We start from the raw sequence: 25,254 nt of genomic DNA on the forward strand, positions 1-25,254 counted from the left end.
CGCCGGATGATCCAGTATGCACCTGCTGCGGCTCTGCGCCGCGTCTAACCCTTCACCGCTTCGCCAGCGCCTCGGCCTCGCGGATCAGGTCCGAGAGCCGCGCGTCCAGTCCCGTCGCCAGCTTCTGCATGGAGTTGATCGTCGGCTGATTACGGGTGCTTTCGACCCTGCCGACGAAGACCGTCGAGATGCCGGCGCGCCGGGCCAGTGCCTCTTGCGACAGATCCAGCGCCTCGCGCCGCCTTCGTAGCACCGTGGCGAAGGAGGGAATGAGCGGATCTGTGGGTCGTGTTTTGATGCCGGAAATAATTGTCGCTGCCCCTCTTGCAAATATCACTGTATATTGCTCACATAGTGCGGTGAGTTTCAACCAGTGTTCAGGGGTGGCCGATGCAGGAACCGGAAATCGACAACGGCCGGCCGGATGGTGTTTTGGCAGAGGGACCGGACGGCCTGTCGCTGCCGGATCTATCGGATCTGATGCAGGCTGGCGTCGCCGGGGAAGGTGCTGACCACCAGATTGATCCTGCGTTCCTGACGACCCGGGCCGCGCTGGAAAAGGCTTGGGTCGATTATGCCGCCTGCGATCATCGTGCCGCCGAAGCGGGCTTTGCTACGACTGACGCAGGCCGTGCGGCGATGGCCGGGATGGACCGGATCCAGCACCGCATCCGCGATATCGAGACCGGGCTTGCGGCGCGGCCCGCCGGCAATCTGGCGGAATTGCGCCTCAAGATCGCGCTGCTTTCACTCGATGGGCAGCTGCGCCCCGAGTTCGAGGCGGGCGTGTTGGCGGATGCGATGCGGCTGCTGGCGGCGCGGGAGAAGGGCTAATGGAGACGCGGCCAGGACAATGCGCGCAGCGCGACCCGACTCGGAAACCGCACTTGCGGTCAATCCCTCGCGTCAGGATTGCCCTTTGCAGGCCAACGATCACGGGTGTTCTGGCGGCCCAGCTATTCCTGCGGCGGCTCGTCCTCGGCCTCGCGGACCAGATCCGACAGCGGCATGCCCAGCCCCCGGGCCAGCTTTTGCATGGTGTTGATCGTCGGCATGTGGCGGCCAAGCTCCAGCAGGGAGACGAAGCGCATCGAGACATCGGCGCGCCGCGCCAGCGCCTCTTGCGACAGGTCCTGCGCCAGACGGCGGCGGCGCAGGACGGTGGCGAAGGCCAGGGCGAGGGGCTCGACGGTGCGGGGCGCGGGTTTTATCGACAAGGGCTGTGCTCCGGATGGTTCGGGAAGGATGCTACACCGCAAATGCTATGAATTCAAATCGTGATCTGACGGAGGCCCGCGATGCCTGAACCCTCACCGACAATCGACTGTGGCCACTGCGGCACGCCGGTCAAACGCAGCGTCCGGACTTGCCCCGCCTGCCATGCGCAGCGCGGCGTCGGCCGCATCGCCAGCGGTCGCGTCGTCGGCCCGGAAAAGATTCCGAAGCTGCGGCGCCAACTGGCCTTGTTTCTGGCGGGCCTGGTGGTGTTCTGGGCGACCGGCGTCTGGGAAGGCGCCGTGGTCTGTGGCGTCGTCGCGCTGGGGCTGGTTCTTCAGTCTGGCAGCGTGATCTTCAGCCGCGGCCAGGCATACTGGTTCCGGTAGGGATCTCGGCCCGCAATTCCCTTTGATCTCGCACATCTTTCGCAGGAGTTTTGCATGAATCCCAAATCCTTTTTCCTTGCCCTGGCGCTGGCAGCGCTGGCCAGCCCGGTCGCCGCCGAGACCTATCTTGGCCGCTGCAAGATGGGCGAATGCCTGCATTACGACCAGAGCGGGCGCCGCGTCGAAGGGCAGGGCTCGGCACGGGTGCCGGGCCAGCTGGTCCGGGTGACGCTGCGCGAGGCGGTCTCGGACCGGCCCGATACGCCGAAAAGGCGCCTGAAGTTCGAGGCGCCCTCCGAGGTGCGGTTCTTTTGCAGCACCGCCCGCCCGGCCTTTGGGCTGAAGGGCGGCGGCTATCAGGGCCTGAACCTGGGCCAGATCTCTGGCGCGACGGAACTGGTCGCGAACATGTATCTGCGCGCCTGCCATCCGGGCGTGGATCCCGGCCGGAACATCGAGGCGACGCTGCGAGGCCTCGGCTATCGTCCGACGCCCAACGGCATCTTTGCCAGCTTCGAGGCGCTGATCCGCTAGGATCGGCACGTCCGGGCCGCGATGCGCAATGCGCGCATCTGACGAACGCAATCCTTGCGCAGCGCACGACACGCCGCCCGACAATCCCATGCCCCAGCCCCCGCCGCGCCGCCGCGCGGCGGCCATCCCGCTTATATGCCCGTTACCGGAGGACGCCCCCATGCTCAAGACCCTCGCTCTGACCACCTGCCTCGGCCTGATCCTGGCCGCGCCGCTGGCCACCCCGTCGCTGGCCGAAACCTATACCGATCCCGATTCCGCCTGGTGGGGCGCCTTCCTGGAAACCCTCGACGGCACCGCGCCCGACCTTGAGGCGCTGGCGCTGCAAGACCCAGAATATCTCGCCGCCGACGAATTCAGCCGCGACGAGGCACGGACCAAGGTCATGGCCCGCCTTGCGGCCGACCGCGCCAATATCGACCCCGCCACGGCCGAGGTGGTGCTGTCGATTCGCGCCGAATTTGGCGATTACGACAGCGCGCGCGGCGGCTTTCCGGTCAGCATCTTTACCCCGACCTCACGCCTGCCGCTGTCCATGGGCCGCAGCCTGTTCTTCCGCAACTGGCAGGATGTCGCGCTGTTCCCGGCGACGCGGGACGAAGGCCGGGCCCTGCGCCAGAAGATCGGTCAGGACAGCCTGCTGGCGCGGGTCGACATCCGCGACATCCGCAAATCCCGGACCCGCAGCGGCGGCTACGAAGGCCATGTCGCCCGCGTCACCTATTCCACCACCACGGGCAGCGAGATCGGCCAGATCATCCCGCCTGACGCCATCGCCGCGGATCCTGATGCTGTGGTCGCACAGACCGAGGCGGCGCGGCAAACCATCCTGACCGCCGCCGGGATCCCGCCGCTTGGCACGCGCTGGGACGACGCGAAACAGCATCTGCAGCCGCTCTGGCCGGTGATGGCCAGCAGCGATTTTGTAAACTGGGGCACCGCCAAGCGCGTGGCCTATTTCTGGAAGGACGGCGCGGTGCAACAGGACGAGGCGCATGATCCGGCCAAGGGCTTCCGGCTGTATCTGCAGCAACGCGAGGCCGGCTGGATGCCGCAGGACGGCGAGCATATCAGCGTGACCGACCTGCTTTACGGAAGCGGGGCGAGCGCGGTCGACACAAGGGGCCTTGGCCCGGGCCTCGCCTGCTACACCCCCGAGGTGTTCGACCGCTGCGCCGTGCTGATCTTTGAACCCAAGGACGGCAGCCATGTCCTGACCGGCGCTTACGGCGTCATCGAACAGCCCGCCGCCACCAGCGCGGAAGCGGCGTTCACCACATTCCTCGGCGATGCCGCAGGTGCCTTCGACGGCCTCACCACCATCGCTGACTACGACCGCGAAGACATCCGCCAGGCCCGCAAAGCCCCGATCACCGGCGGCCGCGGCGTCCCGACTTTCGCCGCAGGCGCAGGCCAGCCCCTGACCGCCAACTTGCCCTATGATCCGCTGAAAAACACCACCGGCATCGAGGCCATCCAAAGAGAAATCGCGATCTATGCCATCGAAGGCGCAGAGGGCAGGACGCCGGTAGTCTATGTTATCGGGCAGTGAGGGTGGTCAGGGCAGATCCGGCTCCGACACGCCGACATCTTGCACAAGATTGCCGTCGCCGTTGACCATGATCACCGTGGTGCCGAACGCCATCCGAAGCCGCTCCTGATCTTCGTCCCGCACGAAGGACAGGCGCGGCGCCTCGATCCCCTCGTCCTGCGCGATCTGCCGGGCACGGCAGATCAGCTCGGCGCGCGTCAGTCGCTGCCGTCCAGTGGTGCGCCCAACACGCCCAGAATCTGTGCCATCCTGCCCTGCAACTTGTCGATCTGGTGTTTCTGCACGGCGAGATTCTTTGTGATTTGTTGCATCAGATCGCGGCTCTGGCCCTCGGCCTCCATTGCTGTTGCCGCCCGTTCCACCTGATCGCCCACCCGGGTGATCTCGGCCAGAAAGAGGTCGATCCGGTCCGAAAGGCCCGGCGCCTCTTCCTGCGCCAGCAATGCCTGTAGCGGCCCGATCAATGCCGTCAGCTTGCGCAGTTCGGCCAAAAGCGCTGGCCATTCTGTTGGGGGTGAGGGTGCCGTCATTCAAAGTCTCCAACCTGTTGCCAATGTTTTGCCATCTTTGCAAAAAATGCTCGCGCATTGCTTTTGCCAGAATTCGCCCGGCCTGCCTGCGCCGCAGGTTAGACATGATCCGCGCCAGGCGGCGCCCTAGGTTTACGAAGAGCTCAAAGGGGTTTTCAGCGCGTCGAATAAATTCAGCATGGTCGTCAGCGCGGCGCGCTCTTCCTCGAGTTGTGCCACGCGATCCTCGAGATGCTGAATCCGGTTGTTTTGCTGATGAAGAAACTGCTCGATCTGCTGTGTGAGCTTCAATTCCAGCGGGCTGAGCATATCCGTCAAGATAGCCTCCTGTGATTCTGGGATGGGAGATTGGCAGATCAATACCGGGTTGTTGACGCAGGATCTGCCAGAAGTCTGGGTCGGGTCTTTTTGAAAAGCCGTAACGTCGCGAATTATACGTTGCACGTTCTTCATAGGAATGAATCAGTTCTCGCAAGGAGGTAATCCTCTGGCGGCGGCGGCGCCTTATTGCGGCAGGCCAGTCGGGATCGACCCCCGGCTCCTGTAGATAAACCCGCATGAACTGGGCGCCCGGCGAAAATTCCTGACTGAAACACAGCCCGGAGAGCGCCCACTTTCGGTGGGTGCTTCTCTCAAGGAAAACGACGTCGTTCTTTCTTGACTGCACAACGTTGATACCCATGGTATCCAACCCCGGCTTCATGGAGGCAATCAGATATTTGCGGTCTTTGATGCCTCCTTGTTTGATCAGATCCTCTGCCAACGCCACCGTCTGCTCAGGCACGGAGATGTCAAATGGCTTTCCAAGTCTTTCGGCTTCGGCCTTCTGCTTGAGGATTTTATTGGACAGTCTGACCAGCTTTCGCCGTTCAGGTGCGCGCGGATCAGCCCATCGAAACCTCAGGTTCACATAGTCCGTAAAGAAATCCCAGATTTCCGAACTGCCCATTCTCGGGAAATGTGCATTATAGGATCGCCAGTGCCCATTTTCATTCCGAATGCCGCGCGCCATCATGATATTCACTTCAAGCCTGCCGGTATGGGTGTGGGTGCCGACCAGGGGCTGCATCCGGGCAGAAACCGGAACCCCGGCCCATGCGATTTCGAAAAACAGCTTCAGGGTCTGAGCAATTTTTTGCCGTGAATCTGGGTCGCCAGCATTGAAGGCGGAGACTGAAATATCCTGCTCATGGAAAGACAGCGTGGCAAAGTTGTAGCGATGCTTGAATGGCAAGGCATTCAGACCTAGCGGAAAAATATCCTTGTCGCCCAGCAAAAGCTCTGGCTGCGGATCGCGCTGCAAACTTAGGGGCTGCTCTGCGATTGTCTTTCGCACCGCCGAATTCAGCATGTAATCCACTGCGATTTTCGGACTGGTATCCGGCCTGTCTCCGGAATGTGGCGACCAGGTCAGCATCATAGCGCTAGACTTTCTGCCAGACGCACCAGCCTGCGATCTATCGTCACCAGATCCATATGCACCTTGATGACGGTAGGATTGCCCTCTGTCTGAAGAGCCTGCGAGACATGCGCCAGTTCGCGTCGCATTGCCTGAAGTTCTTCCAACAGATCAACCACTGCTGAGGACTGCTGGGCCTCCATCACGTCCCGCAACAGATATGCGGAGATGGACATGCCCGCTGCCTTTGCAAGCGTCCCGGCCTTTTCCCAGACCGCCTGAGGGGCATATATTTCCCTGCGCTTGGCCAGATCGGCGGAGGGCTTCTTAGGGCGGGGCATGTCTGATCCTATTGTTCTGTCATCATGGATTTTGTTTTACCCCCGGCTCTTGGGGACTCTTGTTGCAGCCTCTGTTTCCACGTTCTTTCGCTCGGCGCGAGAATCACCGAAAACCGCGAAAATCGGAACAGATCTTTTTGCGACCCGTGATGCAGGGTGTGGGAACCGAGCGCGTGCCATTGCGATGCTACGACTGCGCGGGATACCGACAGTGTCCCAAGCCCGTCCCCTAGCACGACAGCCCGTTATCCCGCGAGCAGGCCGAGCCCCGCCCCTTGGCCGCGATTTCCATCAGGCGCGGCGATATCGCATCCTTATCGCAAATCCCTCTGCGGTGAACTCTGCCAGAACAGCATCGTGGCCTGGATACGAGTCCTGCATCGCGGGCAGCAGCATTTCCGGCGGGGTGTTGTCGGTCACCCGCTCCCCACCGATAATCTGACCATCGCTGATCATCAGCACATAATCGCCGGGCCGCAGGACACCGCCACCAATACGGTCGGCCATCTCATCGCAATCCCCGATTTCGATCAATTCAGCCTCTGTCACAACGGCAGCCACGGCAGTTGGGAGATTGCCGCAAGCATGAGGTCAGGCGGGCTGGTTTCGGTGTAGCGCTCTTCGGTCATCGAGCCTCCGGCATGGCCCAGAATATCCTTGCGGACCTGTTCGCGAACATCCGCCATTCGCCCCAGCTGGGTGGCGACGTAATGGCGAAACGAATGAAAGGTCTTTTCGGCACGCTGAGTGGTGATCTGGCGATCCACCAGTTTATTAAAGCGGTAGTTGATCTGATCGCCGAACTTCCCGCCCTCTTCATCGCCGGTCGCTTGTTCGATGGGCGGCAGCTTTTGGGGGCGCATGTCGGGAAACAGATCGGCGCGCGGACCATCGCGCAGCATTCGATCTTGCGCCCATGCCACAAGACCCATCTCCAGCAGCTGAGGATGCAGAGGCACCAGGCGCGCCGAGGTCAGGTTCTTGAGGCCCCGGTTCGCGTTGATCTGAAGCATCATGCAGGGAATATCGTCAACGGTCAGGATTTCCGCAGCCTTCAGCCCCGCAATCTCGCCGCGTCGCGCACCGCTGAGCGCGGCAATCATCGGCAGCCAGTAAAGCCCGTCACGCAGGACGACATTGCCGGGCTCGTGCCATTTGCCCTTGCTGCGATAACCATGCCAGATTGGGTGGCGAAAGATTGCCTGAACGTCTTCGGCGCTGAATGGTGGACGCTCGTCGCGTTCTCGCCTCGTCTTGCGTTGGCGCAGGCTGCCCGGATCAAGATCGCCCAGATTACGGAAACCCTCGCTGCGGCCTTTGATCAAAAGCTGTCCAAGATAGCCCAGATTGCGATTGATCGTCGTTGCTGACAAACCGACGGGCTGATTCAGCGGGTTTTTCAGGATTTCGGACAGCGGCTTGTCGCGCTGCTTGGGAGATTTCCCATGATGCACCGGCATCTTGTGCATCACCTCGACAAATCTGGCGATATGCTCCTGACGCAGAAAGCGGATGTCGCTGACATGGGTGGCTTCGGCGAAAATCCTGAAGCTTTGCGTCATCTGCGTGATCATCGGCTCCGACATTTTCTGGCGACGCTTGTCATCCATGAGCCGTCCGACCAGAGCCATGAGCGCCGGGTCATAGGCGGGCGGGTCAGTCCCAGCCTGAGTCGCAATTGCAGCCGGTGATGGATCAGCCGATGGTGCGGGCCAGCTTGAATGCGATGCGCCCCCGTCATCAGCCGTAGGGTTTTCCCTGCCTTGCCGAGAAGCTGGGGGCTGGTCCTGATCCGAACCGAAATCGCATCGTGCCAGCTCTGCCGCCTCGCGGGTTTCCTGCTCGGAAATGGATTGTTCTGAACCACTCAGCAGCACCGCGCCGCGGCCGCGATAATAGATCTGCCGCCCGTGGATAAGCTCCAGAGCGGAAAACTGTTCGCGGCCAAGAATATGCCGCATCATGCTGAACGACCGGTTGTTCAGACCCTGCCGAGGATCCTCGGCATAGTTCCGGGCTTCCTGATCCAGAACGCGTTCCAGCATCTTGATGTCCGAATCGCTGCGCCCCTCGGTCTGCATCGCAACCCGATCCGCATCGGTCAGATGGCAACCAGAAGCGCCGCGTTCCGCAAGCAAGCTCAATGCCTTGCCCATGGCCCAATCAGCGGATTTGGCCCGTTCCCATGCACCGGCGGCGGGGTTTTCCGCTTCTGCCAAGCGCAGCGCCGCGATCTTGTGATGTTCACGCGCGATGACGGCCACAAGCAGCTTGCGTGCCTCGTCCTTGTTCAGGCCATCATGGATCATCGCATCGACCACCGCGCAGCTTTCAGCACATAAGATTGTGGCAAGTCGCCGACCAATCAAGGGGTTGGTGGTGCGCAGGCTGATCTGAAAGACCCCGCCGCCCAGGCTGGCAGGCAGACGCTTGCGCCACGTGTAGGTGGCGCCGCGCCGAAAGGTATGCATCTGGATGCCCATGTCGAACTCCTGCGTTGAGGAGCCGATTTCACGGGCGTGCTAAGGCGCGAACTGGTGTCAGATGTATGACACACACATGCACCGCAGCCTATGAGAGGTGCTTATCCAAACAAAACCAAAGAGTTAGCTGAGTTTGGCTCCGGCGGTAGGGATCGAACCTACGACCAATTGATTAACAGTCAACTGCTCTACCGCTGAGCTACGCCGGAACACGGGGGCGATATAGCAACCTGATTCAGGGGCGTCCAGATGCGATCTGGGATTTTTTTCGTCGGGGATGAAATTTGCTGTGGATGGATCGTGGAACCTTAGTCCAGCCTGAAAATCGCCGTGTCCGAGACGGGTTCATCGCTGCGGATCGCGCCCAGTTCGGCGAGCGCGATCAGATGTGCCAGCACGTTGCGCGTGGCGGCCGGGATGAGCCGGGCGTCCACCTCATAGAGTCGCAGGGCCAGCGCCCGGGCCGAGGCCGGGCCATCACGCAGCGCGCCCAGAATCTGTGCCGTGCGCATGCGCCGATGCGCGGCCAGCTCGGCCAGACGGGCGGCGGGGGCCTCTATTGCATCGCCATGGGCCGGCAAAAGGACGCGCGCTTTCAGCGAGTCCAGCCGCGTCAGGGTGCGGAAATAATCCGCCAGATCGCCATCGGGCGGCGAAATCAGTGTCGAGGACCAGCCCATGGCGACATCGCCGCAGAGCACCGCGTCCTGATACTGAAAGGCCAGGTGCCCGGCGAAATGGCCCGGCGTGTGCAGCGCGGTCAACGACCATTCATCTGTTTCCACCGGGCTTTGGTCGCGCAATTCGATATCGGGGCGGAAATCGCGGTCCAGACCCTCGCCCCCGGCGATTCCGCCCTGTTCGGCAAGGCGGCGCATCACCTCGGAGCGGCCGGCCTCGGCGGGGCCGAAGCCGAGGATCGGCGCGCCCGTCGCCCGGGCCAGGGCCGATGCGCCGCCCGAATGGTCCAGATGCGCATGGGTCACCAGAATATGCGTGATCCGCCCCGGGCCGGCGGCGGCCAGAATCGCCGCGCGATGCGCGGGCAGATCGGGACCGGGATCGATGACCGCGATCTGATCCCGACCCAGAAGAAAGGTATTGGTGCCCGGCCCGGTCAGGGGCGAGGGGTTGTTGGCGGTGATGACCCGCAGGGCTTTCATGGCATGCGTCATGGGGCTAACCTAGCCTTGGTCCGGCGGGCTGTCCAAGTCCAGAACAGGGTGCTGATGATGAATTTCCAATGGCTGAAACGGATCATGCCGCGCGGTCTTTACGGGCGGGCGGCCCTGATCCTGTTCCTGCCGGTGGTGGCGGTGACGCTGGTGGTCACGGTCATGTTCCTGCAACGCCATTTCGAGGATGTGACCCGGCAGATGACGGCAGGCGTCGCGGTCGAGGTGGCGCTGATCGCCGAGCGGATCGAGGCCGCGCCCGATATTGCCGCGGCGCGCGCCTCGGCCGAGCGGGTGGCGGCGCCGCTGGACCTGCGCCTTGAGCTGCCGGCGGTCGTGGCGGGGCGCGAGGAGAGGGCGTTTTACGACCTCTCGGGCCGCGTCGTTATCGCGCAGCTGCATGAACGGGTGCCCTCGGTCCGTTCTGTCGATCTGCGGGTGCGGCGCGAGGTGCGGATCACGCTGGGCGGGCGCTGGGGGGATTATGTGCTGATCGTGCCGCGCTCGCGGGTCAGCGCCTCGAATCCGCATCAGCTTTTGGTGCTGATGACCGGCACCTCGCTTTTGATGACGGCGATCGCCACGATATTTCTGCGCAATCAGCTGCGCCCGATCCGGCGTCTGGCCCATGCCGCCGAGGAATATGGCAAGGGGCGCATCATCCCCTATCGTCCCGCCGGCGCCATCGAGATCCGCAGCGCCGGTGCCGCGTTTCTGGACATGCGCGCCCGGATCGAGCGTCAGAACGACCAGCGCAACCAGATGCTGTCCGGGATCAGCCACGATCTGCGCACCCCCCTGACGCGGCTGCGGCTGGGCCTGTCGATGCTGAGTGCCGACGATCCGCCCGAGGCCGAAGAGGTCGAGGCGCTGGAACGCGATGTCGCCGCCATGGGGGCGATGGTCGACGCCTTTCTGGACCATGCCCGCGACGCCGCCCAGGACGGCCCGCCCGAGCCGGTCGCGGCGCTGGATTTCGTGCGCGAGATCGTGGCCGATGCGCAGCGCGGCGGCCAGCAGGTACAGCTGCATTCCGCCCAGGGGGCGCCGGACGAGCTGGCCATCTTTCGTCGCGACAGCCTGCGGCGCGCCATCGAGAACCTGATCGGCAATGCCGTGCGCTATGGGGATCATGCGGAAATCGAGGCCGCGCTTGGGCCGGGCTGGTTCCGGGTCTCGGTCGAGGATGACGGGCCGGGCATCCCGCCCGAGCGCCGGGACGAGGCGCTGCGCCCCTTTACCCGGCTGGACCCGGCCCGCAATCAGAACCGAGGCCAAGGGGTGGGGCTGGGGCTGAGCATTGCCACCGACATCGCGCGCGCCCATGGCGGGCAGCTGCGGCTGGGCCATGGCGCGCGGCTGGGCGGTTTGCGCGCCGAGATCGTGATTCCACGCTGAATCAGGGCGTTTCACGCGTTGCGGGACGGGGCGGCGCGGGCTAATCCTGTGACAACGACATAAAAGAGAAGGAATTCCGCCATGCGGGCATTCGTATTTCCGGGGCAGGGCGCGCAGGTCATCGGCATGGGCCGTGAGCTGGCCGAGGCCTATCCTGCGGCGCGCGCGGTCTTTGACGAGGTCGACGAGGCGTTGGGCGAAAGCCTGTCCGACCTGATCTGGACCGGCGATATCGAGACGCTGACCCTGACCCAGAATGCGCAGCCGGCGCTGATGGCGACCTCGATCGCGGCGTTCCGGGCGCTCGAGGCGGAGGGTTTCGGAATCGGGGATGCGGATTTCGTCGCCGGCCATTCGCTGGGGGAATATTCGGCGCTTTGCGCCGCCGGTGCGCTGAGCCTGGCCGATACCACGCGGCTGCTGCGTCTGCGCGGGGCGGCCATGCAAGAGGCCGTGCCGGTCGGGCAGGGCGCCATGGCCGCGATTCTGGGGCTGGATTTCGCCGCGGTCGATCAGATCGCGCGCGATGCGGCCGAAGGTGAGGTCTGTCAGGCCGCCAATGACAACGATCCCGCGCAGGTGGTGATTTCCGGCCATAAGGCGGCGGTCGAGCGGGCGGCGGAGCTGGCCAAGGAACGTGGCGCCAAGCGGGCGCTGATGTTGCCGGTTTCCGCGCCGTTCCATTCGGCGCTGATGCAGCCGGCGGCGGCGGCCATGGCCGAGGCGCTGGCCGGGGTCGAAATCGTGGCGCCGGCGGTGCCGTTGATTGCCAATGTGCGCGCCGAGCCGGTGATCGAGCCGGGCGCGATCCGCCGTCTGCTGGTCGAGCAGGTGACCGGTGCCGTGCGCTGGCGCGAATCCATCGCGTTTCTGGCCGAGGCGGGCGTGACCGAGTTCTGGGAGATCGGCGCCGGCAAGGCCCTGTCGGGGATGATCAAGCGCATCTCGAAGGATGCGGTGACGCGCAATATCGGCACGCCCGCGGATATCGCGGCGTTGAAAGGTTGAAGAGGGGGCTCTGCCCCCATCCCTGCGGGATTCCCCCGGGATATTTGGACATGAAAGAATGAGGCTTGGGATGTTTGATCTGACAGGCAAGAAGGCGTTGATCACCGGGGCGTCGGGCGGCATTGGCGGCGCGGTGGCCGAGGCGCTGCATGCGGCGGGTGCGGTGGTGACCTTGTCCGGGACGCGTGAGGCGCCACTGCGCGAGCTGGCGGATCGTCTGGGTGCGCGGGCGCATGTCGCGACCGCAAATCTGGGCGATGCCGAGGCGGTCGAGGCCCTGCCCAAGGCGGCGGCCGAGGCCATGGGAGGCATCGACATTCTGGTCAATAATGCCGGGATCACCCGCGACAACCTGTTCATGCGCATGTCCGATGAGGAATGGGCGCAGGTGATCGAGGTCAACCTGACCTCGAGCTTTCGGCTCTGCCGGGCGGTTCTGCGCGGCATGATGAAGGCGCGCTGGGGCCGGATCGTGAATATCGGTTCGGTCGTGGGGGCGACGGGCAACCCCGGGCAGGGCAATTATGCCGCGGCCAAGGCCGGTCTGGTCGGCATGTCGAAGTCGCTGGCCTATGAGGTCGCGTCGCGCGGGATCACCGTGAACTGCGTGGCGCCGGGCTTTATCGAGACGGCGATGACCGATAAGCTGAACGAGGAACAGAAGGGCCGCATTCTGACCCAGATCCCGGCCGGGCGCATGGGATCGGCCGGGGAAATCGCCGCCGCCGTACTGTATCTGTCGAGCGCCGAGGCCGGCTATGTCACGGGCGCCACGCTGCATGTGAATGGCGGCATGGCGATGATCTGAACATGGTTTATGCGGGTTGCAAGATCACGTCTCCGTGCTATATCCCGCTCGGAAGGCTGCAGGGGAACCGCCCTGGGCTGTGCCCGGCATGTGCTGGAACAATTTGGGCGGATGCCCGCGAAAACGAGGAAGAGACATGAGCGATATCGCTGATCGCGTGAAGAAAATCGTCGTCGAGCACCTGGGTGTCGATGAGGACAAGGTGACCGAAACCGCCTCGTTCATCGACGATCTGGGCGCCGATTCGCTGGACACGGTCGAGCTGGTCATGGCGTTCGAGGAAGAATTCGGCATCGAGATCCCGGATGACGCCGCCGAAACCATCCAGACCTTTGGCGACGCGGTGAAGTTCATCCAGGGCGCGGTCTGATCCGATCCCACGGAATTTCAGGGGCGGTGCCGATCGGCGCCGCCCTTTTTCTTTGGCGTATTGGGATTCAGGGCTGTGGGACGAAACGGCGCTGCGCCACCGCGTAAAAGAGCGTCTCTTCGCCCTTTCGTGCCTGGATGATACCGTCCGGCGCACCGTCGAAATCATCATATTCATAAGGCAGAAGCTGCTGACCCGAATAGGACCAGAGGGCGGATTTGCCATTCTCGTCCGTCGTCTCAAAGACGCCATGCGTGGGGTAGTTCCAGCTGCTGTCAAAGGGCGTGTCCGACAGGCTTTTGCCCATCGCGTCGATCAGCAGATGGCCACCGTCGCGGGTTTCGCGAACCTTGTAGAGCCCGTCTCCGATGGCATGGGCGCTGTTGTAATGGCCGAACATTTCCGAGGCCAGCGGCGGCAATCCCGAGAGGTCGGGCAGGGACTGGCTGTTCAGAATTTGCAGCCCCGCCAAGGCGGCATAGGGGTTTTCTGACGAGGTCGCGCAGACCAGTTGAAGCCGCACATCCAGATCGCGCACGCGATAGGCGAAATAGGACAGGTTGTCGGCCCCGAACGCACCGGTCGGCGATTGCCAGGCCCAGATCGGCGGCTGGCGCACCGGCATATCGGTTTCGGGATTGAACGCATGATCGCCGGCCACGCCCTTGGCGTCCTTGGCGATGCGCGCCCCAACCTCGTCCAGATAGATGTCGCGATGGCCCAGCCCGTCAGAGAACGGGTTCGTCGACAGTGCCGCCTGCAATGCGACCGGGCTTTCATCCGCACTTGGGCGCGGAAGGCAGGCGTAATTGACCTGAAACAGCGTTGCGAGCGGGTCGTCGATCCGGTCGCGTTCCCGCAATGCGATGTCGCCGCGAATCCCGGACTGGCCCGAGATCAGCCTGTCGGTCACCAGCGCCTTTGAGAGCTGTTCAGCAAAGCTATCGTCAAAGGGGGCGCCGAAACCGGCGCGCGCGGCCAGATCGACGCCGCGATCCCCGAACCAGGCCAGCGCATCGAAATCGGCCGAGGCGACGATGCCGGGATCGGGGCGTCGATCCGAGATGCTTTCGACGGCATTCCAGACGGTCCGTAACCCGGTCAGATCCTCTGCCTCGCCATAGATCGCATAGCCGGCCGCGCCGGGAATGGCCGTGCCAAAAAGCTGGAACGAAGCGTCGCGGCGGGCGAGGATCAGGATATCGTCGTTTTCATAAAGGAGGCGGGTATCGTCATCGGGATGGGCAATCCCCTCGCGCTGCGCCGCGAGCGCCTGTTTCAGCGTCTGGGCCGTATCGAGACGCAGGTTGAACAGGGTCTTGCCCGTCAGCCGGTCCACCACGCCGGGTTGGCCGTTATCGGTGCTGTCATCAAAGCCGGCAGACAGCGGCACGGCAATGGTGGCGAAATCACCGGGCAGATTCAGCCGATAGGTTTCCGCCGCCGGAACGAGGCCCTTGGCCAATTCGGCCTGAAGGCGGTCCATGTCGCCGTTCCATTGGCGCAGCGCCGCCGCCCGCGCCGCCTGCAAGGCATCCTGTGCAGCGATGCGGTTCTGAACATCGCCCTGGCTGCGGATGAATGTCACCATGAAATCCACGCCGGCCTCCATCGCGCTTTCGGGCGCGCGCAGGGCGAAGCTGTCGGTTTCGGGTGACCGGGACAGAAAGATCGGCGCGCTTCCACTGGTTCCGGTGTCAAAGGGCACCTCTTGGCCGGGTTCCGGCAGGGGGGCCACGGCCTTGGTTCCCTGCACCAGAAGCGTGGCCTTGCCTGTGCCCGGATCGACCATCAGCACGCCGTTTTCGATGGCCGCAGCCATTTCGGCGGCCATGGCGGCAAACATGTCGCCAAAGGGGTCATGTTCGTCGAACGCGACCTCATCGCCGGTTTCGGAATCGACGATCCGAATGCCGTCATAGACATAGCCTGCGGGGGCGCTGCCCCGCGACAGAGGGGCCTGGCCCAGCCAAAAGAACGCGGCTGCGGTCAGCGCGCAAATGGATATGGCTGCAAGAATATATCTGAACTTCATCTGCTTGCCTTTAGGGGTCGGGCGATGGTCATGACGCGCGGATAAGAGGGCTGCGCGCCCCTGATCATGTTGCTAGCGAAACCGGGGGTGGAAATGAACCCTTTCGGGGCGCGCGGGATCGCCGCCGCAAGGCCCCATCGGCGCGGGGCGGTCGGGACCCTGATGCCCCGATGCCATCGGGGCGTGACATATGAAAGCGCCGGGGCTGTTGGCCCCGGCGCTTCTGTTTCACAGGCTCGCCCTTACTGCGGCATCGGTGCGGCGATGCCCTCGACATAGAAATTCATGCCCGAAAGCTCTTCGTCGCTGGCCTTTTGGCCCTCGGCCAGCCAGTCGCTGCCATCCTGTTTTTTCAGGGGGCCGGTAAAGGGGTGGTATTCGCCCGAAGCGATCTTGGCCTTCAGGGCCTCGGCCTCGGCCTTGACCTCGGCGGGGACGGCATCGGTGATCTCGCCGATCTCGACCTCGCCGTCACCGATGCCCAGCCAGACGCCTTCGGATTTCCAGCTGCCGTCCAGAACCTGGCCCACGCGCTTGATGTAATAGGGCGACCAGTTGTCGACGATGGACGAAATTCGGGGCGAGGGCGCGAATGCGGCCATGTCCGACGCCTGACCAAAGCCAAGCGCGCCGGCCTCTTGCGCCTTGGCCAGCGGCGCGGTGGAATCGGTGTGCTGCATGAACACGTCCACGCCTTCGGCGATCAGGGCGGCGGCGGCATCGGCCTCTTTGGCGGGGTCGAACCAGCTATAGACCCAGACCACCTTCATCTCGACATCCGGGTTCACCTTTTTGGCGTGGATATAGGCCGAGTTGATGCCCTGAATTACCTCGGGGATCGGGAAGGACCCGATATAGCCGATCTTGTTCGACTTGGTCATGCGGCCGGCGATGGTGCCGATGACGGCGCGGCCTTCGTAGAAGCGGGCATCATAGGTCGAGACGTTGTCGGCGCGCTTGTAGCCGGTGGCGTGTTCGAATTTCACATCCGGGAATTTCTTGGCCACGTTGATGGTCGCGTCCATGAAGCCGAAGCTGGTCGCGAAAATCAGCTTGTTGCCGGCCAGCGCCAGCTGGGTCAGGGCGCGTTCGGCATCGGCCCCTTCGGGAACGGATTCGATGAAGGTGGTTTCCACCTTGTCGCCATATTCGGCCTCGACGGCCTTGCGGGCCAGATCGTGCTGATAGGTCCAGCCGCCATCGCCCACGGGGCCTACATAGATGAAGCCGATCTTGAGCTTTTCATCCTGCGCCAAGGCCGGCAGGGCGGTCGCGGCGACAAGGGCTGCGGCGCTGCCAAGAAGGGTTCTGCGTTTCATATGGGGCTCCTGTTGGTGGGGCGCGGCTGTTCTAGCGCAGCGCATGGAAGGGCCGGCCCAGCGATCCGGGGGCGGTGCCCCCGGCTGAGCGGCCGAATTTCTGCCGTGCCGAGATCAGCACGAGCACAAGGATGGTGGCAAGATAGGGCGCCATGGAGAGCAATTGCACCGGCACCGCGACGCCCGCCGCCTGAAGGCGCAGCTGCAAGACGGTGACGCCGCCGAAAAGCCAGGCGCCGGCCAGCACGCCCCAGGGGTTCCATTGCGCAAAGACAACGATGGCCAGCGCGATCCAGCCGGCGCCGGCCGTCATCCCCTCGGTCCATTGCAGGACGGTGGCGATGGAAATATAGGCCCCGCCCATGCCGGCCATGGCGCCGCCGAATGCGATGGCGGCCAGCCGCACCCGGCGCACCGGATAGCCAAGCCCATGCGCCGCGTCGTGGTTTTCGCCCACCGCGCGCAGGACCAGCCCCGCGCGCGTGCGCATCAGCCCCCACCAGACCACCGGCACCATGACAAGGCCCAGCCAGATCATGAGGTTCAGCCCAAGCGGCCCGGCCATCATCGCCGGGGCCTTGACCCCTTCATAGGGCTTGCCGAACATCGCCGTCAGGCCAAGGCCGAACATCGTCAGCGCAAGCCCGGTCGCGACCTGATTGGACAGCAGATACTGGCTGAGCACGGCAAAAACCATCGACAGCAGGACACCGGCCAGCGCGGCCATGGCAAAGCCGATCGCGGGGCTGCCGGTCGCATGGGCGGCGGCGAAACCGGCCAGCGCGCCGCCAATCATCATGCCCTCGACCCCAAGGTTCAGAACGCCCGCGCGTTCGACGACCAATTCGCCAAGCGCCGCGAACAGGATCGGCGTCGCGGCCCCCAGCAACAGCACGAAAACGGCAATCGGATCGATCATGCGGCACCTCTGCCAAGATAGGAAAGGCCAAGGATCAAGCCCGCGCCGCTGGCGATGCCAAGCCCGTAGAGGCGGCGCTCGGCAGTGGGATGCGCGCTGGCGCGGCCCGGAAAGATCCGGTCGCAGATCGTGGCGGCAATGCGCCACAGCGCACCGATCAGCCATGCCGCAAGATCGGAAATGAGGTCGAGATTGAACCACATCGCGACCACGAACAGGATGACAAGGCCAAGGACAACGGCGCCGATGACAGGCACCAGCAGCAAGGCGCCCAGCAGCCCGCCCACCACCAGCCCAAGCAGGAATATCGTGATCTTGCGTTCGGTATTGCGGTCGGGTTGCGCGGTCATGCGCGCCTCCGCCGGACGCGATAGCGGGTCAGCACGTCAAAACCCAGAAGGAAGAACAGAAGCATCCCCTGAAACACCTGCACGCTTGCGGCGGGCAGTTGCAGCGTCAGCTGCGCCAGCTCACCGCCGATATAGGTCAGCGCCATCAAAAGCCCCGCCAGCAGGATGCCCAGCGGATGCAGCCGGCCAAGAAAGGCCACGATGATCGCGGTGAAGCCATAGCCCGAGCCGAAGCTTTCGGTGATCTGCCCCGCCGGGCCCGCGACCTCGAACAGGCCGGCAAGGCCCGCCAGCGCCCCCGAGACGCCAAGGCACAGCGCCACCAGCCGCTCGGGGCGGACGCCGGCGAAACGGGCCGCGCGGGGGGCGGCGCCGGCGGTGCGGATGTGAAAGCCAAGCACATGGCGCGACATGACGAACCAGGTGACCGCCAGCGCGATCCCGGCTGCGATGACGCCCCAATGCAGCCCGGTCCCGGCGATCAGTTCCGGGTTCGAGGCGGCCTCATATTGCTGAAGATTGCGCGAGCCGGGAAAGCCGTATCCCTCGGGGTTCTTCATCGGGCCAAAGGCCATCCATGCGGCGATCTTCTGCGCGACATAGACCAGCATCAGCGAGACAAGGATTTCAGAGGCCCCGAACCAGTTCCTGAGCAGAGCCGGGATCATCCCCCAGGCCCAGCCGCCAAGCGCCCCCGCCGCGATCATCGCCGGAAAGATCCAGAAGGCGTCGGCGGGATAGGCGGCCAGCGCCACGGCGGCGCCGCAGATCGCGCCGATGATATACTGCCCCTCGGCGCCGATGTTCCAGATGCCGGCGCGAAACCCCAGCGCAAGGCCGCAGGCGATCAGGATCAGCGGCCCGGCCTTGACCAGCAGTTGCGGGCGCGAATAGCTGGCGGCGGGGCCGAAAAGCGGATCCCAGAAGATGGTGCGGATCGCGGCGACCGGATCGAATCCCAGCGCCGCGAACAGGATGCCGCCCATGATCATGGTGGCGATGACGGCCAGAACCGGGGTCGCCACCTGCCAAAAGAGCGAGGCTTTGCTGCGTGGTTCAAGCCGGAACATGGGCAACCTCCATCCCATGGGCGCCGCCCAGCATCAGGCCGATCTCGGCCACGCTCAGCCCCTCGGTCGCGCGCGGCGGCGACAGGCGCCCCTCGTTCAGGGCACAGAACCGGTCCGAGAGTTCCAAAAGCTCGTCCAGATCCTGGCTGATGACGATGACGCCCGCGCCGCCCGCCGCCAGATCCAGAAGCGCCTGCCGGATCGCGGCGGCGGCGCCCGCATCGACGCCCCATGTCGGCTGGTTCACGACCAGCACGCGCGGGCGGCCCAGCACCTCGCGGCCGATGACGAATTTTTGCAGATTGCCGCCCGAGAGCGCACCCGCCGCCGTGCCGGGGCCGGGGGTGCGCACGTCGAATTCGGCGATGACCCGTTCGGCGAACCGGCGCGCGGCGCCTTGGTCGATCAAACCGCGCCGGATCAGGTTCTGACGGCTGCCAGCGGTCAGCAGCGTGTTTTCGGTCAGGCTGAATTCGGGGACGGCGGCATGGCCCAGCCGGTCCTCGGGGGCGGCCAGAAGGCCCGCGCGGCGGCGCGCCTCGGGACCAAGGGCCGAAAGGTCCGCGCCCTCAAGAATGACGGTGCCGGCGGGGGTGGCGATCTCGCCCGAGAGGGCGGATAAAAGCTCTTCCTGCCCATTGCCGGCGACGCCGCCGATGCCAAGGATCTCGCCCGCATGCAGGCCAAGGGCGATCTCTTTCAAGACCACCCCTTCGGCCGTGGCGGCGGGGGTCGAAAGGCCGGCCACCTCAAGGATCGGCGCCCCCGGCTTGCGGCCCGACCGGTCGATGACCCGCATCTCGGCGCCCACCATCATCGCGGCCAGTTCGGCGGCGCTGTGGGCGCGGGGATCAAGCGTGCCCACGACCTTGCCGTGGCGCAGGATCGTGGCGCGGTCGCAATGGCTGCGGATTTCTTCGAGCTTGTGACTGATGTAAAGGATCGCGGTGCCGCGTTCGGCCAGCTGGCGCAGGGTGGCGAAAAGGATCTCGGCCTCTTGCGGGGTCAGGACGCTGGTCGGTTCGTCCATGATCAGCAGGCGCGGGTTTTGCAGCAGACAGCGCAGGATCTCGACCCGCTGACGTTCGCCCGCCGACAGGGTGGCGATGCGCCGCGCGGGGTTCAGCGGCAGGCCATAACCCTGTGACAGCTCGCTGATGCGGCGGGCAAGCTCGGCCCGGGGGGGCGGGTTTTCCATGCCAAGCGCGATGTTTTCCGCGACCGTCAGCGCATCGAAAAGCGAGAAATGCTGAAACACCATGGCCACGCCCGCGGCACGGGCGGCGCGCGGATCGGCGGGGGTATGGGCCTGTCCGGCAAGGAACATTCCGCCATCGTCGGGCCGCACAAGGCCATAGATCATCTTAACCAGCGTCGACTTGCCGGCCCCGTTTTCGCCCAGAAGCGCGTGGATTTCCCCGGCCTTGACCGTGAAGGACACATTGTCATTGGCACGCACGCCGGGATAGGTCTTGCCCAGGCCCTCGGCCCGGAAAATGTCGCTCACTTGCGCGCCTCTTTTTCTTACCCGCGCAAGTCTTAGCGGATTTCCGCCCAAGGGCAATTGCACAGTTCGGCAGGTCGGGCCTAGATTGTCGCCATGCCTGAAAACGCCCCCCGATTCATCCACCTGCGCACACATTCCGAACATTCCCTGTTGGAAGGCGCGATTCCGGTCAAGAAACTGGCCGATCTTGCGGCACAGAACGGCATGCCGGCCGTCGCGCTGACCGATACGAACGCGCTGTTCGCGGCGCTGGAATTTTCGGTCAAGGCACAGGATGCGGGCGTCCAGCCGATCATCGGCTGCCAGATCACGCTTGAGGCCGGCCCCGTGGCGCCGGGGATCACCGGGCCAGTGGTGCTTTTGGCGCAGGATCGGGCCGGCTGGCTCAATCTGATGGATCTGTCGACCTGTCTTTACCTGCGCGGCGATGGCGCGCTGCCCCATGTCACGCTCGATGAGCTGGCCGCCCGGGCCGAGGGGCTGATCTGTCTGACCGGCGGCGCGCTGGGGCCGCTGGGACAGCTGGTCGGGCAGGGGCGTCAACAGGATGCAGGCGATCTGGCCGCGGCGCTGGCCACGGCCTTTCCGACCCGCCTTTATATCGAATTGCAGCGCCATCACGACGCCGAGGGCCGCCCCGTCCCCGAGGAACAGGCGGCCGAGGGCGGCATGATCGACATCGCCTATGCGCTGGACCTGCCGCTGGTGGCGACGAACGATGTCTATTTCCCGAAAACCGAACTTTACGCCGCCCATGACGCGCTGATCTGCATTTCCGAACGCGCCTATGTCGATCAGACCGCGCCGCGCCGCCGGCTCACGCCGCAGCATTATTTCAAGACGCCCGCCGAGATGGCGACGCTCTTTGCCGATCTGCCCGAGGCGATCGAGAACACGGTGGAAATCGCCCGCCGCTGTGCCTTTGCCGTCAGCAAGCACAAGCCCATCCTGCCGCGTTTCGCCGATGACGAGGTCGAGGAACTGCGCCGTCAGGCCTGGGACGGGCTGCGCGCGCGTCTGGCCATCATCCCCCACGCCGTCAGCGTCGAGGAATATGAAGAACGCCTTAAATTCGAGCTGGGCATCATCGAACAGATGGGGTTCCCGGGCTATTTCCTGATCGTGGCCGATTTCATCAAATGGGCCAAGGATCACGGCATCCCGGTCGGACCGGGCCGGGGCTCGGGGGCGGGCAGTCTGGTTGCCTATGCGCTGACGATTACCGATTTGGATCCATTGCGTTACAGCCTGCTCTTCGAGCGGTTTCTGAATCCCGAACGAGTCTCGATGCCCGACTTTGACATCGACTTCTGCATGGATCGCCGCGAAGAGGTGATCCGCTATGTTCAGGAAAAATACGGCCGCGAAAAGGTCGGCCAGATCATCACCTTCGGCGCGCTTCTGTCCAAGGCGGCGGTGCGCGATGTGGGCCGCGTCCTGCAACTGCCTTTCGGTCAGGTGGACCGCCTGTCCAAGATGATCCCGGTCGAGGGCGTGAAGCCGGTCAGCGTCACCAAGGCCCTGGCCGACGAGCCGCGCCTGCGCGAGGCCGCCAAGGAAGAGGTGGTCGCCCGCCTTCTGGACTATGCCGCCAAGGTCGAGGGGCTGTTGCGCAACGCCTCGACCCATGCCGCCGGTGTGGTGATCGGCGACCGGCCGCTGCAACAACTCGTGCCGCTTTACCGCGACCCGGCATCCGACATGCCGGCCACGCAGTTCAACATGAAATGGGTCGAACAGGCCGGGCTGGTCAAGTTCGACTTTCTGGGTCTCAAGACCCTGACCGTGATCCAGAATGCGGTCGACCTGATCAATGGTGGTGGCCGGCCGCTGCATGTCGCGGCCGACGGGCGCCGGCTCTATGAGCCCGCCGAGGGCGCGGAAAACCAGATCAACGCCATCCCGCTGGACGATACGGCCAGCTATGAGCTGTTTGCCAGCGCCCGCACCGTGGCGGTGTTCCAGGTCGAAAGTTCGGGGATGATGGATGCGCTGCGGCGCATGAAACCGACCTGCATCGAGGATATCGTCGCGCTGGTGGCGCTTTACCGCCCCGGTCCGATGGAAAACATCCCCACCTATTGCGAGGTCAAGAACGGTCAACGCGATCTGGAATCGCTGCATCCCAGCATCGACCCCATTCTGGCCGAAACCCAGGGCATCATCGTCTATCAGGAACAGGTGATGCAGATCGCGCAGGTCATGGCCGGCTATTCGCTGGGCGGTGCCGACCTTTTGCGCCGCGCCATGGGCAAAAAGATCGCCGAGGAAATGGCCAAGGAACGGCCGAAATTCGTCGATGGCTCGGTCGCGAATGGCGTCGATTCGAAAAAGGCCGGAGAGGTCTTTGACCTTCTTGAGAAATTCGCCAATTACGGGTTCAACAAATCGCATGCGGCGGCCTATGCGGTGGTCAGCTATCAGACCGCCTGGCTCAAGGCCAACCACCCGGTCGAGTTCATGGCGGCGGTGATGAACTGCGATATTCATCTGACTGACAAACTTGCGGTTTATAAGCGCGAGGCCGACCGGATGGGGATCGAAACCGTGCCGCCCTGTGTCAACCGCTCTGCCGCGACCTTCGCGGTCAAGGATGGCAAGATCCTTTACGCGCTTGGCGCGTTGAAGGGCGTCGGGGTCGAGGCGATGCGCCTGATCACGCAGGCGCGCGGCGACCGGCCCTTTGCCGATATGCTGGATTTCGCCCGCCGCGTGGACATGCGCCGCGTGGGCAAGCGTCCGCTGGAAATGCTGGCCCGCGCCGGGGCCTTTGACGTGATCGAGGAAAGTCGCTCCAAGATACTGAAATCTCTGGATGGATGGGTCACCTGGTCCTCGGCCGTGCAAGAGGCGGCGGCGTCGAACCAGTCCTCGCTTTTCGGCGGGGGTGAGGATCTGCCGCCGCCGCGTCCGGTGCCGGCGCCGATCTGGATGCCGGCCGAAAAGCTGGGCGAGGAACACGCCGCTGTGGGCTTTTACCTGTCGGGCCACCCCCTGGACGATTATCAGCCGGCGCTGCGCCGCAAGGGGGTCCAGACCCTGGCCGAGGTGACTGCCGCCGCGCAGGATGGCGCATTGGTTGCGCAATTGGCCGGCACGGTTGCACATCGGCAGGAAAAGAAATCCGCCCGCGGCACCCGCTTTGCCTTTGTCGGTCTGTCGGATCCGACCGGGCTGTATGAGGTTACGGTGTTTTCCGATACGCTGGATGCGCATCGCCAGCATCTGGAGCCGGGCGAAAATGTCGTCCTGCAGGTGCAGGTCGAGCCTTCGGGCGATCAGGTCAAGCTGCTGGCACGCGGCGTCACGCCTCTGGAACAGGCGGTGGCCGATGCCGGTGCCAGCCGTCTGGCGGTCGAGATCACCGGCCTTGACGCGGTGTCCGGCATCGCCGAGGCGCTGGCCCGCATCCAGTCCGAAATCCGGGCGCCATCACGGGCGCGCGGTCCGATCGCGCTGCGGCTGAAAGATGGCGACGATCTGGTCGATATCGAGATCGCCGAGGACGCGCCGCTGACCACCCCCGCGCGTCAGGCGCTACGCGTCATACCGGGGGTTCTTGAAGTGTTGGAAGAATGACGGCTTTATGGCGCCGATCCAGGGATTCGTTTTCAATCAGGAGGTTTAGATGAGGTTCCCGACTATCGCGCAGGACACGACGCCGACGGCGGACGGGGCGGTCACGCGCTTTATTTCCCCCGAGGTTAAGAACAAATCCTGGTTCAATCCGACGCGGCCGGTGATTTTCGTCAACGGCATGATGAATACCGGCGCCGACCATCGCGCCAGCGCCGAGGCACTGTCCTTGATGCTGGGCTGTCCGGTCGTCGGTGTCTATAACAAGAAGGACGGCTTTTGGGCTGATCTGTTCCAATGTCTGTCCGACAAGGCGCGGCTGACCAATATCCAGACCAGCAATGTCAATCACAACACCAACTGGATCGCGTTTTTCGACGAGGTCTGGAAGAAACAGCGCGAAACCCGGCCCACGCTGAGCAAGGCGGATTTCGCCAATGAGATGCTGGCCGGCAATGCCGCCGCGCAATCGCTTTTCGCGCTTTTGATCGGTCAGCCCGGCGGCATGCTGGGCACGCCCATCTATTGCCACAGCCAGGGCAATCTGGTGACCTCGAACGCGCTTTCGGCGGTGACTGTGGTGCAGGGGGCGGGCTCTGTCCGCGGGCTTGAGGTGAACAGCTTCGGCTCGCCCGCGCGGGGCTGGCCCGCCGGGCTGAACCGGGTGAACAACGCCTATACCTTTGATCCGGTGAGCTTTCTCGACCTGCGCATGGATCTGTCCAGCTCGAAGGTCGGCTTCAAGGTCGCGCATGGCTTTCTGAACTATGTCGAACAGGATGGCGAGTTTGTCGTCAACCGCTTCCGCACCGGCGGCTGGGGCGTGACCGTCAACATGGACGAAAAGGGGCTGGCAAAGTTCTGTGTCGGGCTGGGCACGAATACCCGCCGGCTGCGCGCCATTTTCGACCGGCTTGAGGATGCGCATTTCACCGATAGCGACGATGTCGCGCTGGAATATGTCAACCTGCTGCCGGATCAGCAGATCGCGGCCCTTCAGACCAGCGATCCCAAGCTGATCGCGCAATTGGTCCGCCTGCTTGAGGCCGGCTATACGACCGGACAGGAAAACCGCGCCATCCAGCGCCTGCGGGCGGTGCAGGCCGTCGCCTGATCCCGCATCCGGCACTTGTCGATGGGAAAGGGGGCGCTCGGGCGCCCCTTTTTCCTTTTTCATGTCGCGCGCCTTTCCCGGACGGGCGCCGGGCATGCCCATCCGTGCGCGGCCGTTTTCCGGCATATTCAGGGTTGTGACATGAAAAGGGCGCGGCAATCC

At 64.1% G+C, this 25,254-nt stretch carries 23 protein-coding genes and 1 tRNA gene; 10 read left to right on the forward strand and 14 right to left on the reverse strand.

Going from position 1 to position 25,254, the window contains the following annotated elements; translation table 11 throughout:
- Positions 1-52 precede the first annotated feature (52 nt).
- Positions 53-253 (reverse strand): helix-turn-helix domain-containing protein, encoded by a 201-nt coding sequence (locus ACFOMH_RS15055; RefSeq protein WP_185968546.1) that lies wholly within the window; start codon positions 251-253, stop codon positions 53-55.
- A gap of 137 nt (positions 254-390) precedes the next feature.
- On the opposite strand from ACFOMH_RS15055, the gene ACFOMH_RS15060 reads away from it, so the two are divergent.
- Positions 391-834, forward strand: coding sequence for a hypothetical protein (locus ACFOMH_RS15060; protein WP_143793988.1), 444 nt, complete (start codon positions 391-393; stop codon positions 832-834).
- Positions 835-956: 122 nt separating this feature from the next.
- On the opposite strand, the gene ACFOMH_RS15065 is transcribed toward ACFOMH_RS15060, so the two are convergent.
- Positions 957-1,217, reverse strand: coding sequence for a helix-turn-helix domain-containing protein (locus ACFOMH_RS15065; RefSeq protein WP_255471223.1), 261 nt, complete (start codon positions 1,215-1,217; stop codon positions 957-959).
- Positions 1,218-1,298: 81 nt separating this feature from the next.
- Here ACFOMH_RS15065 and ACFOMH_RS15070 point away from each other — a divergent pair, with 81 nt between their 5' ends.
- The 3 genes from ACFOMH_RS15070 to ACFOMH_RS15080 all read left to right on the forward strand — a co-directional run bounded on the left by ACFOMH_RS15070 (position 1,299) and on the right by ACFOMH_RS15080 (position 3,690).
- The gene (locus ACFOMH_RS15070) at positions 1,299-1,604 is read left to right on the forward strand and encodes a hypothetical protein (protein WP_377745493.1); all 306 of its coding nucleotides are present in this window, start codon (positions 1,299-1,301) and stop codon (positions 1,602-1,604) included.
- 54 nt (positions 1,605-1,658) lie between these two features.
- Entirely contained in the window at positions 1,659-2,138 is a 480-nt protein-coding gene (locus ACFOMH_RS15075) for a hypothetical protein (RefSeq protein WP_143793990.1), read from the forward strand.
- A 160-nt stretch (positions 2,139-2,298) separates the two neighbouring features.
- On the forward strand, positions 2,299-3,690 hold the full coding sequence (locus ACFOMH_RS15080; RefSeq protein WP_377745495.1) for a hypothetical protein: 1,392 nt from the start codon (positions 2,299-2,301) through the stop codon (positions 3,688-3,690).
- A gap of 6 nt (positions 3,691-3,696) precedes the next feature.
- Here the strand turns inward: ACFOMH_RS15080 and ACFOMH_RS15085 are convergent, their stop codons facing one another.
- The 6 genes from ACFOMH_RS15085 to ACFOMH_RS15110 form a co-directional block, all read right to left on the reverse strand.
- Positions 3,697-5,640, reverse strand: a complete 1,944-nt coding sequence (locus ACFOMH_RS15085) for a hypothetical protein (RefSeq protein ID WP_377745496.1) — start codon at positions 5,638-5,640, stop codon at positions 3,697-3,699.
- Positions 5,637-5,960 (reverse strand): hypothetical protein, encoded by a 324-nt coding sequence (locus ACFOMH_RS15090; protein ID WP_114349983.1) that lies wholly within the window; start codon positions 5,958-5,960, stop codon positions 5,637-5,639. The genes ACFOMH_RS15085 and ACFOMH_RS15090 overlap by 4 nt, the downstream gene beginning before the upstream one ends.
- Before the next feature lie 291 nt (positions 5,961-6,251).
- Positions 6,252-6,521 (reverse strand): hypothetical protein, encoded by a 270-nt coding sequence (locus ACFOMH_RS15095; protein ID WP_143793994.1) that lies wholly within the window; start codon positions 6,519-6,521, stop codon positions 6,252-6,254.
- Complete coding sequence (locus ACFOMH_RS15100; protein ID WP_374425975.1) at positions 6,506-8,443, reverse strand: tyrosine-type recombinase/integrase; 1,938 nt, start codon at positions 8,441-8,443, stop codon at positions 6,506-6,508. Before ACFOMH_RS15100 ends, ACFOMH_RS15095 begins: the two co-directional genes overlap by 16 nt.
- Before the next feature lie 134 nt (positions 8,444-8,577).
- A tRNA-Asn gene (locus ACFOMH_RS15105) sits at positions 8,578-8,652 on the reverse strand.
- Positions 8,653-8,751: 99 nt separating this feature from the next.
- A complete protein-coding gene (locus tag ACFOMH_RS15110) occupies positions 8,752-9,618 on the reverse strand; it encodes an MBL fold metallo-hydrolase (protein ID WP_377745499.1) in 867 nt (288 codons plus the stop codon).
- A 57-nt stretch (positions 9,619-9,675) separates the two neighbouring features.
- On the opposite strand from ACFOMH_RS15110, the gene ACFOMH_RS15115 reads away from it, so the two are divergent.
- The 4 genes from ACFOMH_RS15115 to ACFOMH_RS15130 all read left to right on the forward strand — a co-directional run bounded on the left by ACFOMH_RS15115 (position 9,676) and on the right by ACFOMH_RS15130 (position 13,202).
- Positions 9,676-11,016 (forward strand): ATP-binding protein, encoded by a 1,341-nt coding sequence (locus tag ACFOMH_RS15115; RefSeq protein WP_377745615.1) that lies wholly within the window; start codon positions 9,676-9,678, stop codon positions 11,014-11,016.
- A gap of 81 nt (positions 11,017-11,097) precedes the next feature.
- Positions 11,098-12,024: an ACP S-malonyltransferase gene (gene fabD / locus ACFOMH_RS15120; protein ID WP_374425991.1), complete on the forward strand. Its 927-nt coding sequence runs from the start codon at positions 11,098-11,100 to the stop codon at positions 12,022-12,024.
- A gap of 70 nt (positions 12,025-12,094) precedes the next feature.
- Entirely contained in the window at positions 12,095-12,832 is a 738-nt protein-coding gene (fabG, locus tag ACFOMH_RS15125; protein WP_374425992.1) for a 3-oxoacyl-ACP reductase FabG, read from the forward strand.
- A gap of 136 nt (positions 12,833-12,968) precedes the next feature.
- On the forward strand, positions 12,969-13,202 hold the full coding sequence (locus ACFOMH_RS15130) for an acyl carrier protein (RefSeq protein WP_010397399.1): 234 nt from the start codon (positions 12,969-12,971) through the stop codon (positions 13,200-13,202).
- 67 nt (positions 13,203-13,269) lie between these two features.
- Here the strand turns inward: ACFOMH_RS15130 and ACFOMH_RS15135 are convergent, their stop codons facing one another.
- From ACFOMH_RS15135 to ACFOMH_RS15160, 6 genes are all read right to left on the reverse strand, one after another.
- On the reverse strand, positions 13,270-15,237 hold the full coding sequence (locus tag ACFOMH_RS15135; protein WP_377745504.1) for a hypothetical protein: 1,968 nt from the start codon (positions 15,235-15,237) through the stop codon (positions 13,270-13,272).
- A 242-nt stretch (positions 15,238-15,479) separates the two neighbouring features.
- Entirely contained in the window at positions 15,480-16,556 is a 1,077-nt protein-coding gene (locus ACFOMH_RS15140) for a BMP family ABC transporter substrate-binding protein (protein ID WP_377745506.1), read from the reverse strand.
- Positions 16,557-16,587: 31 nt separating this feature from the next.
- Entirely contained in the window at positions 16,588-17,475 is an 888-nt protein-coding gene (locus tag ACFOMH_RS15145) for an ABC transporter permease (RefSeq protein ID WP_377745508.1), read from the reverse strand.
- Entirely contained in the window at positions 17,472-17,825 is a 354-nt protein-coding gene (locus ACFOMH_RS15150) for a hypothetical protein (RefSeq protein ID WP_377745510.1), read from the reverse strand. The genes ACFOMH_RS15145 and ACFOMH_RS15150 overlap by 4 nt, the downstream gene beginning before the upstream one ends.
- Positions 17,822-18,895 carry an ABC transporter permease gene (locus tag ACFOMH_RS15155; protein ID WP_377745512.1) on the reverse strand — a complete coding sequence of 358 codons (1,074 nt, stop codon included), beginning with the start codon at positions 18,893-18,895 and terminating at the stop codon, positions 17,822-17,824. Before ACFOMH_RS15155 ends, ACFOMH_RS15150 begins: the two co-directional genes overlap by 4 nt.
- On the reverse strand, positions 18,882-20,402 hold the full coding sequence (locus ACFOMH_RS15160) for an ABC transporter ATP-binding protein (protein WP_377745515.1): 1,521 nt from the start codon (positions 20,400-20,402) through the stop codon (positions 18,882-18,884). Before ACFOMH_RS15160 ends, ACFOMH_RS15155 begins: the two co-directional genes overlap by 14 nt.
- A 93-nt stretch (positions 20,403-20,495) precedes the next feature.
- Here ACFOMH_RS15160 and dnaE point away from each other — a divergent pair, with 93 nt between their 5' ends.
- Both dnaE and ACFOMH_RS15170 read left to right on the forward strand, forming a co-directional pair.
- Positions 20,496-23,981, forward strand: coding sequence for a DNA polymerase III subunit alpha (gene dnaE / locus ACFOMH_RS15165; RefSeq protein WP_377745517.1), 3,486 nt, complete (start codon positions 20,496-20,498; stop codon positions 23,979-23,981).
- Between the two features lie 49 nt (positions 23,982-24,030).
- Complete coding sequence (locus ACFOMH_RS15170; protein WP_377745519.1) at positions 24,031-25,092, forward strand: hypothetical protein; 1,062 nt, start codon at positions 24,031-24,033, stop codon at positions 25,090-25,092.
- Positions 25,093-25,254: the final 162 nt, after the last annotated feature.

Source organism: Paracoccus mangrovi, assembly GCF_042648425.1.
Taxonomy (GTDB): domain Bacteria; phylum Pseudomonadota; class Alphaproteobacteria; order Rhodobacterales; family Rhodobacteraceae; genus Paracoccus; species Paracoccus mangrovi.

Excerpts from the sequence above, each read along its gene's own strand:
- ACFOMH_RS15060 (WP_143793988.1), top strand. The coding sequence starts at position 391 with ATGCAGGAACCGGAAATCGACAACGGCCGGCCGGATGGTGTTTTGGCA.
- ACFOMH_RS15070 (WP_377745493.1), top strand. The coding sequence starts at position 1,299 with ATGCCTGAACCCTCACCGACAATCGACTGTGGCCACTGCGGCACGCCG.
- ACFOMH_RS15075 (WP_143793990.1), top strand. The coding sequence starts at position 1,659 with ATGAATCCCAAATCCTTTTTCCTTGCCCTGGCGCTGGCAGCGCTGGCC.
- ACFOMH_RS15080 (WP_377745495.1), top strand. The coding sequence starts at position 2,299 with ATGCTCAAGACCCTCGCTCTGACCACCTGCCTCGGCCTGATCCTGGCC.
- ACFOMH_RS15085 (WP_377745496.1), bottom strand. The coding sequence starts at position 5,640 with ATGATGCTGACCTGGTCGCCACATTCCGGAGACAGGCCGGATACCAGT.
- ACFOMH_RS15090 (WP_114349983.1), bottom strand. The coding sequence starts at position 5,960 with ATGCCCCGCCCTAAGAAGCCCTCCGCCGATCTGGCCAAGCGCAGGGAA.
- ACFOMH_RS15100 (WP_374425975.1), bottom strand. The coding sequence starts at position 8,443 with ATGGGCATCCAGATGCATACCTTTCGGCGCGGCGCCACCTACACGTGG.
- ACFOMH_RS15110 (WP_377745499.1), bottom strand. The coding sequence starts at position 9,618 with ATGACGCATGCCATGAAAGCCCTGCGGGTCATCACCGCCAACAACCCC.
- ACFOMH_RS15115 (WP_377745615.1), top strand. The coding sequence starts at position 9,676 with ATGAATTTCCAATGGCTGAAACGGATCATGCCGCGCGGTCTTTACGGG.
- fabD (WP_374425991.1), top strand. The coding sequence starts at position 11,098 with ATGCGGGCATTCGTATTTCCGGGGCAGGGCGCGCAGGTCATCGGCATG.
- fabG (WP_374425992.1), top strand. The coding sequence starts at position 12,095 with ATGTTTGATCTGACAGGCAAGAAGGCGTTGATCACCGGGGCGTCGGGC.
- ACFOMH_RS15130 (WP_010397399.1), top strand. The coding sequence starts at position 12,969 with ATGAGCGATATCGCTGATCGCGTGAAGAAAATCGTCGTCGAGCACCTG.
- ACFOMH_RS15135 (WP_377745504.1), bottom strand. The coding sequence starts at position 15,237 with ATGAAGTTCAGATATATTCTTGCAGCCATATCCATTTGCGCGCTGACC.
- ACFOMH_RS15140 (WP_377745506.1), bottom strand. The coding sequence starts at position 16,556 with ATGAAACGCAGAACCCTTCTTGGCAGCGCCGCAGCCCTTGTCGCCGCG.
- ACFOMH_RS15145 (WP_377745508.1), bottom strand. The coding sequence starts at position 17,475 with ATGATCGATCCGATTGCCGTTTTCGTGCTGTTGCTGGGGGCCGCGACG.
- ACFOMH_RS15150 (WP_377745510.1), bottom strand. The coding sequence starts at position 17,825 with ATGACCGCGCAACCCGACCGCAATACCGAACGCAAGATCACGATATTC.
- ACFOMH_RS15155 (WP_377745512.1), bottom strand. The coding sequence starts at position 18,895 with ATGTTCCGGCTTGAACCACGCAGCAAAGCCTCGCTCTTTTGGCAGGTG.
- dnaE (WP_377745517.1), top strand. The coding sequence starts at position 20,496 with ATGCCTGAAAACGCCCCCCGATTCATCCACCTGCGCACACATTCCGAA.
- ACFOMH_RS15170 (WP_377745519.1), top strand. The coding sequence starts at position 24,031 with ATGAGGTTCCCGACTATCGCGCAGGACACGACGCCGACGGCGGACGGG.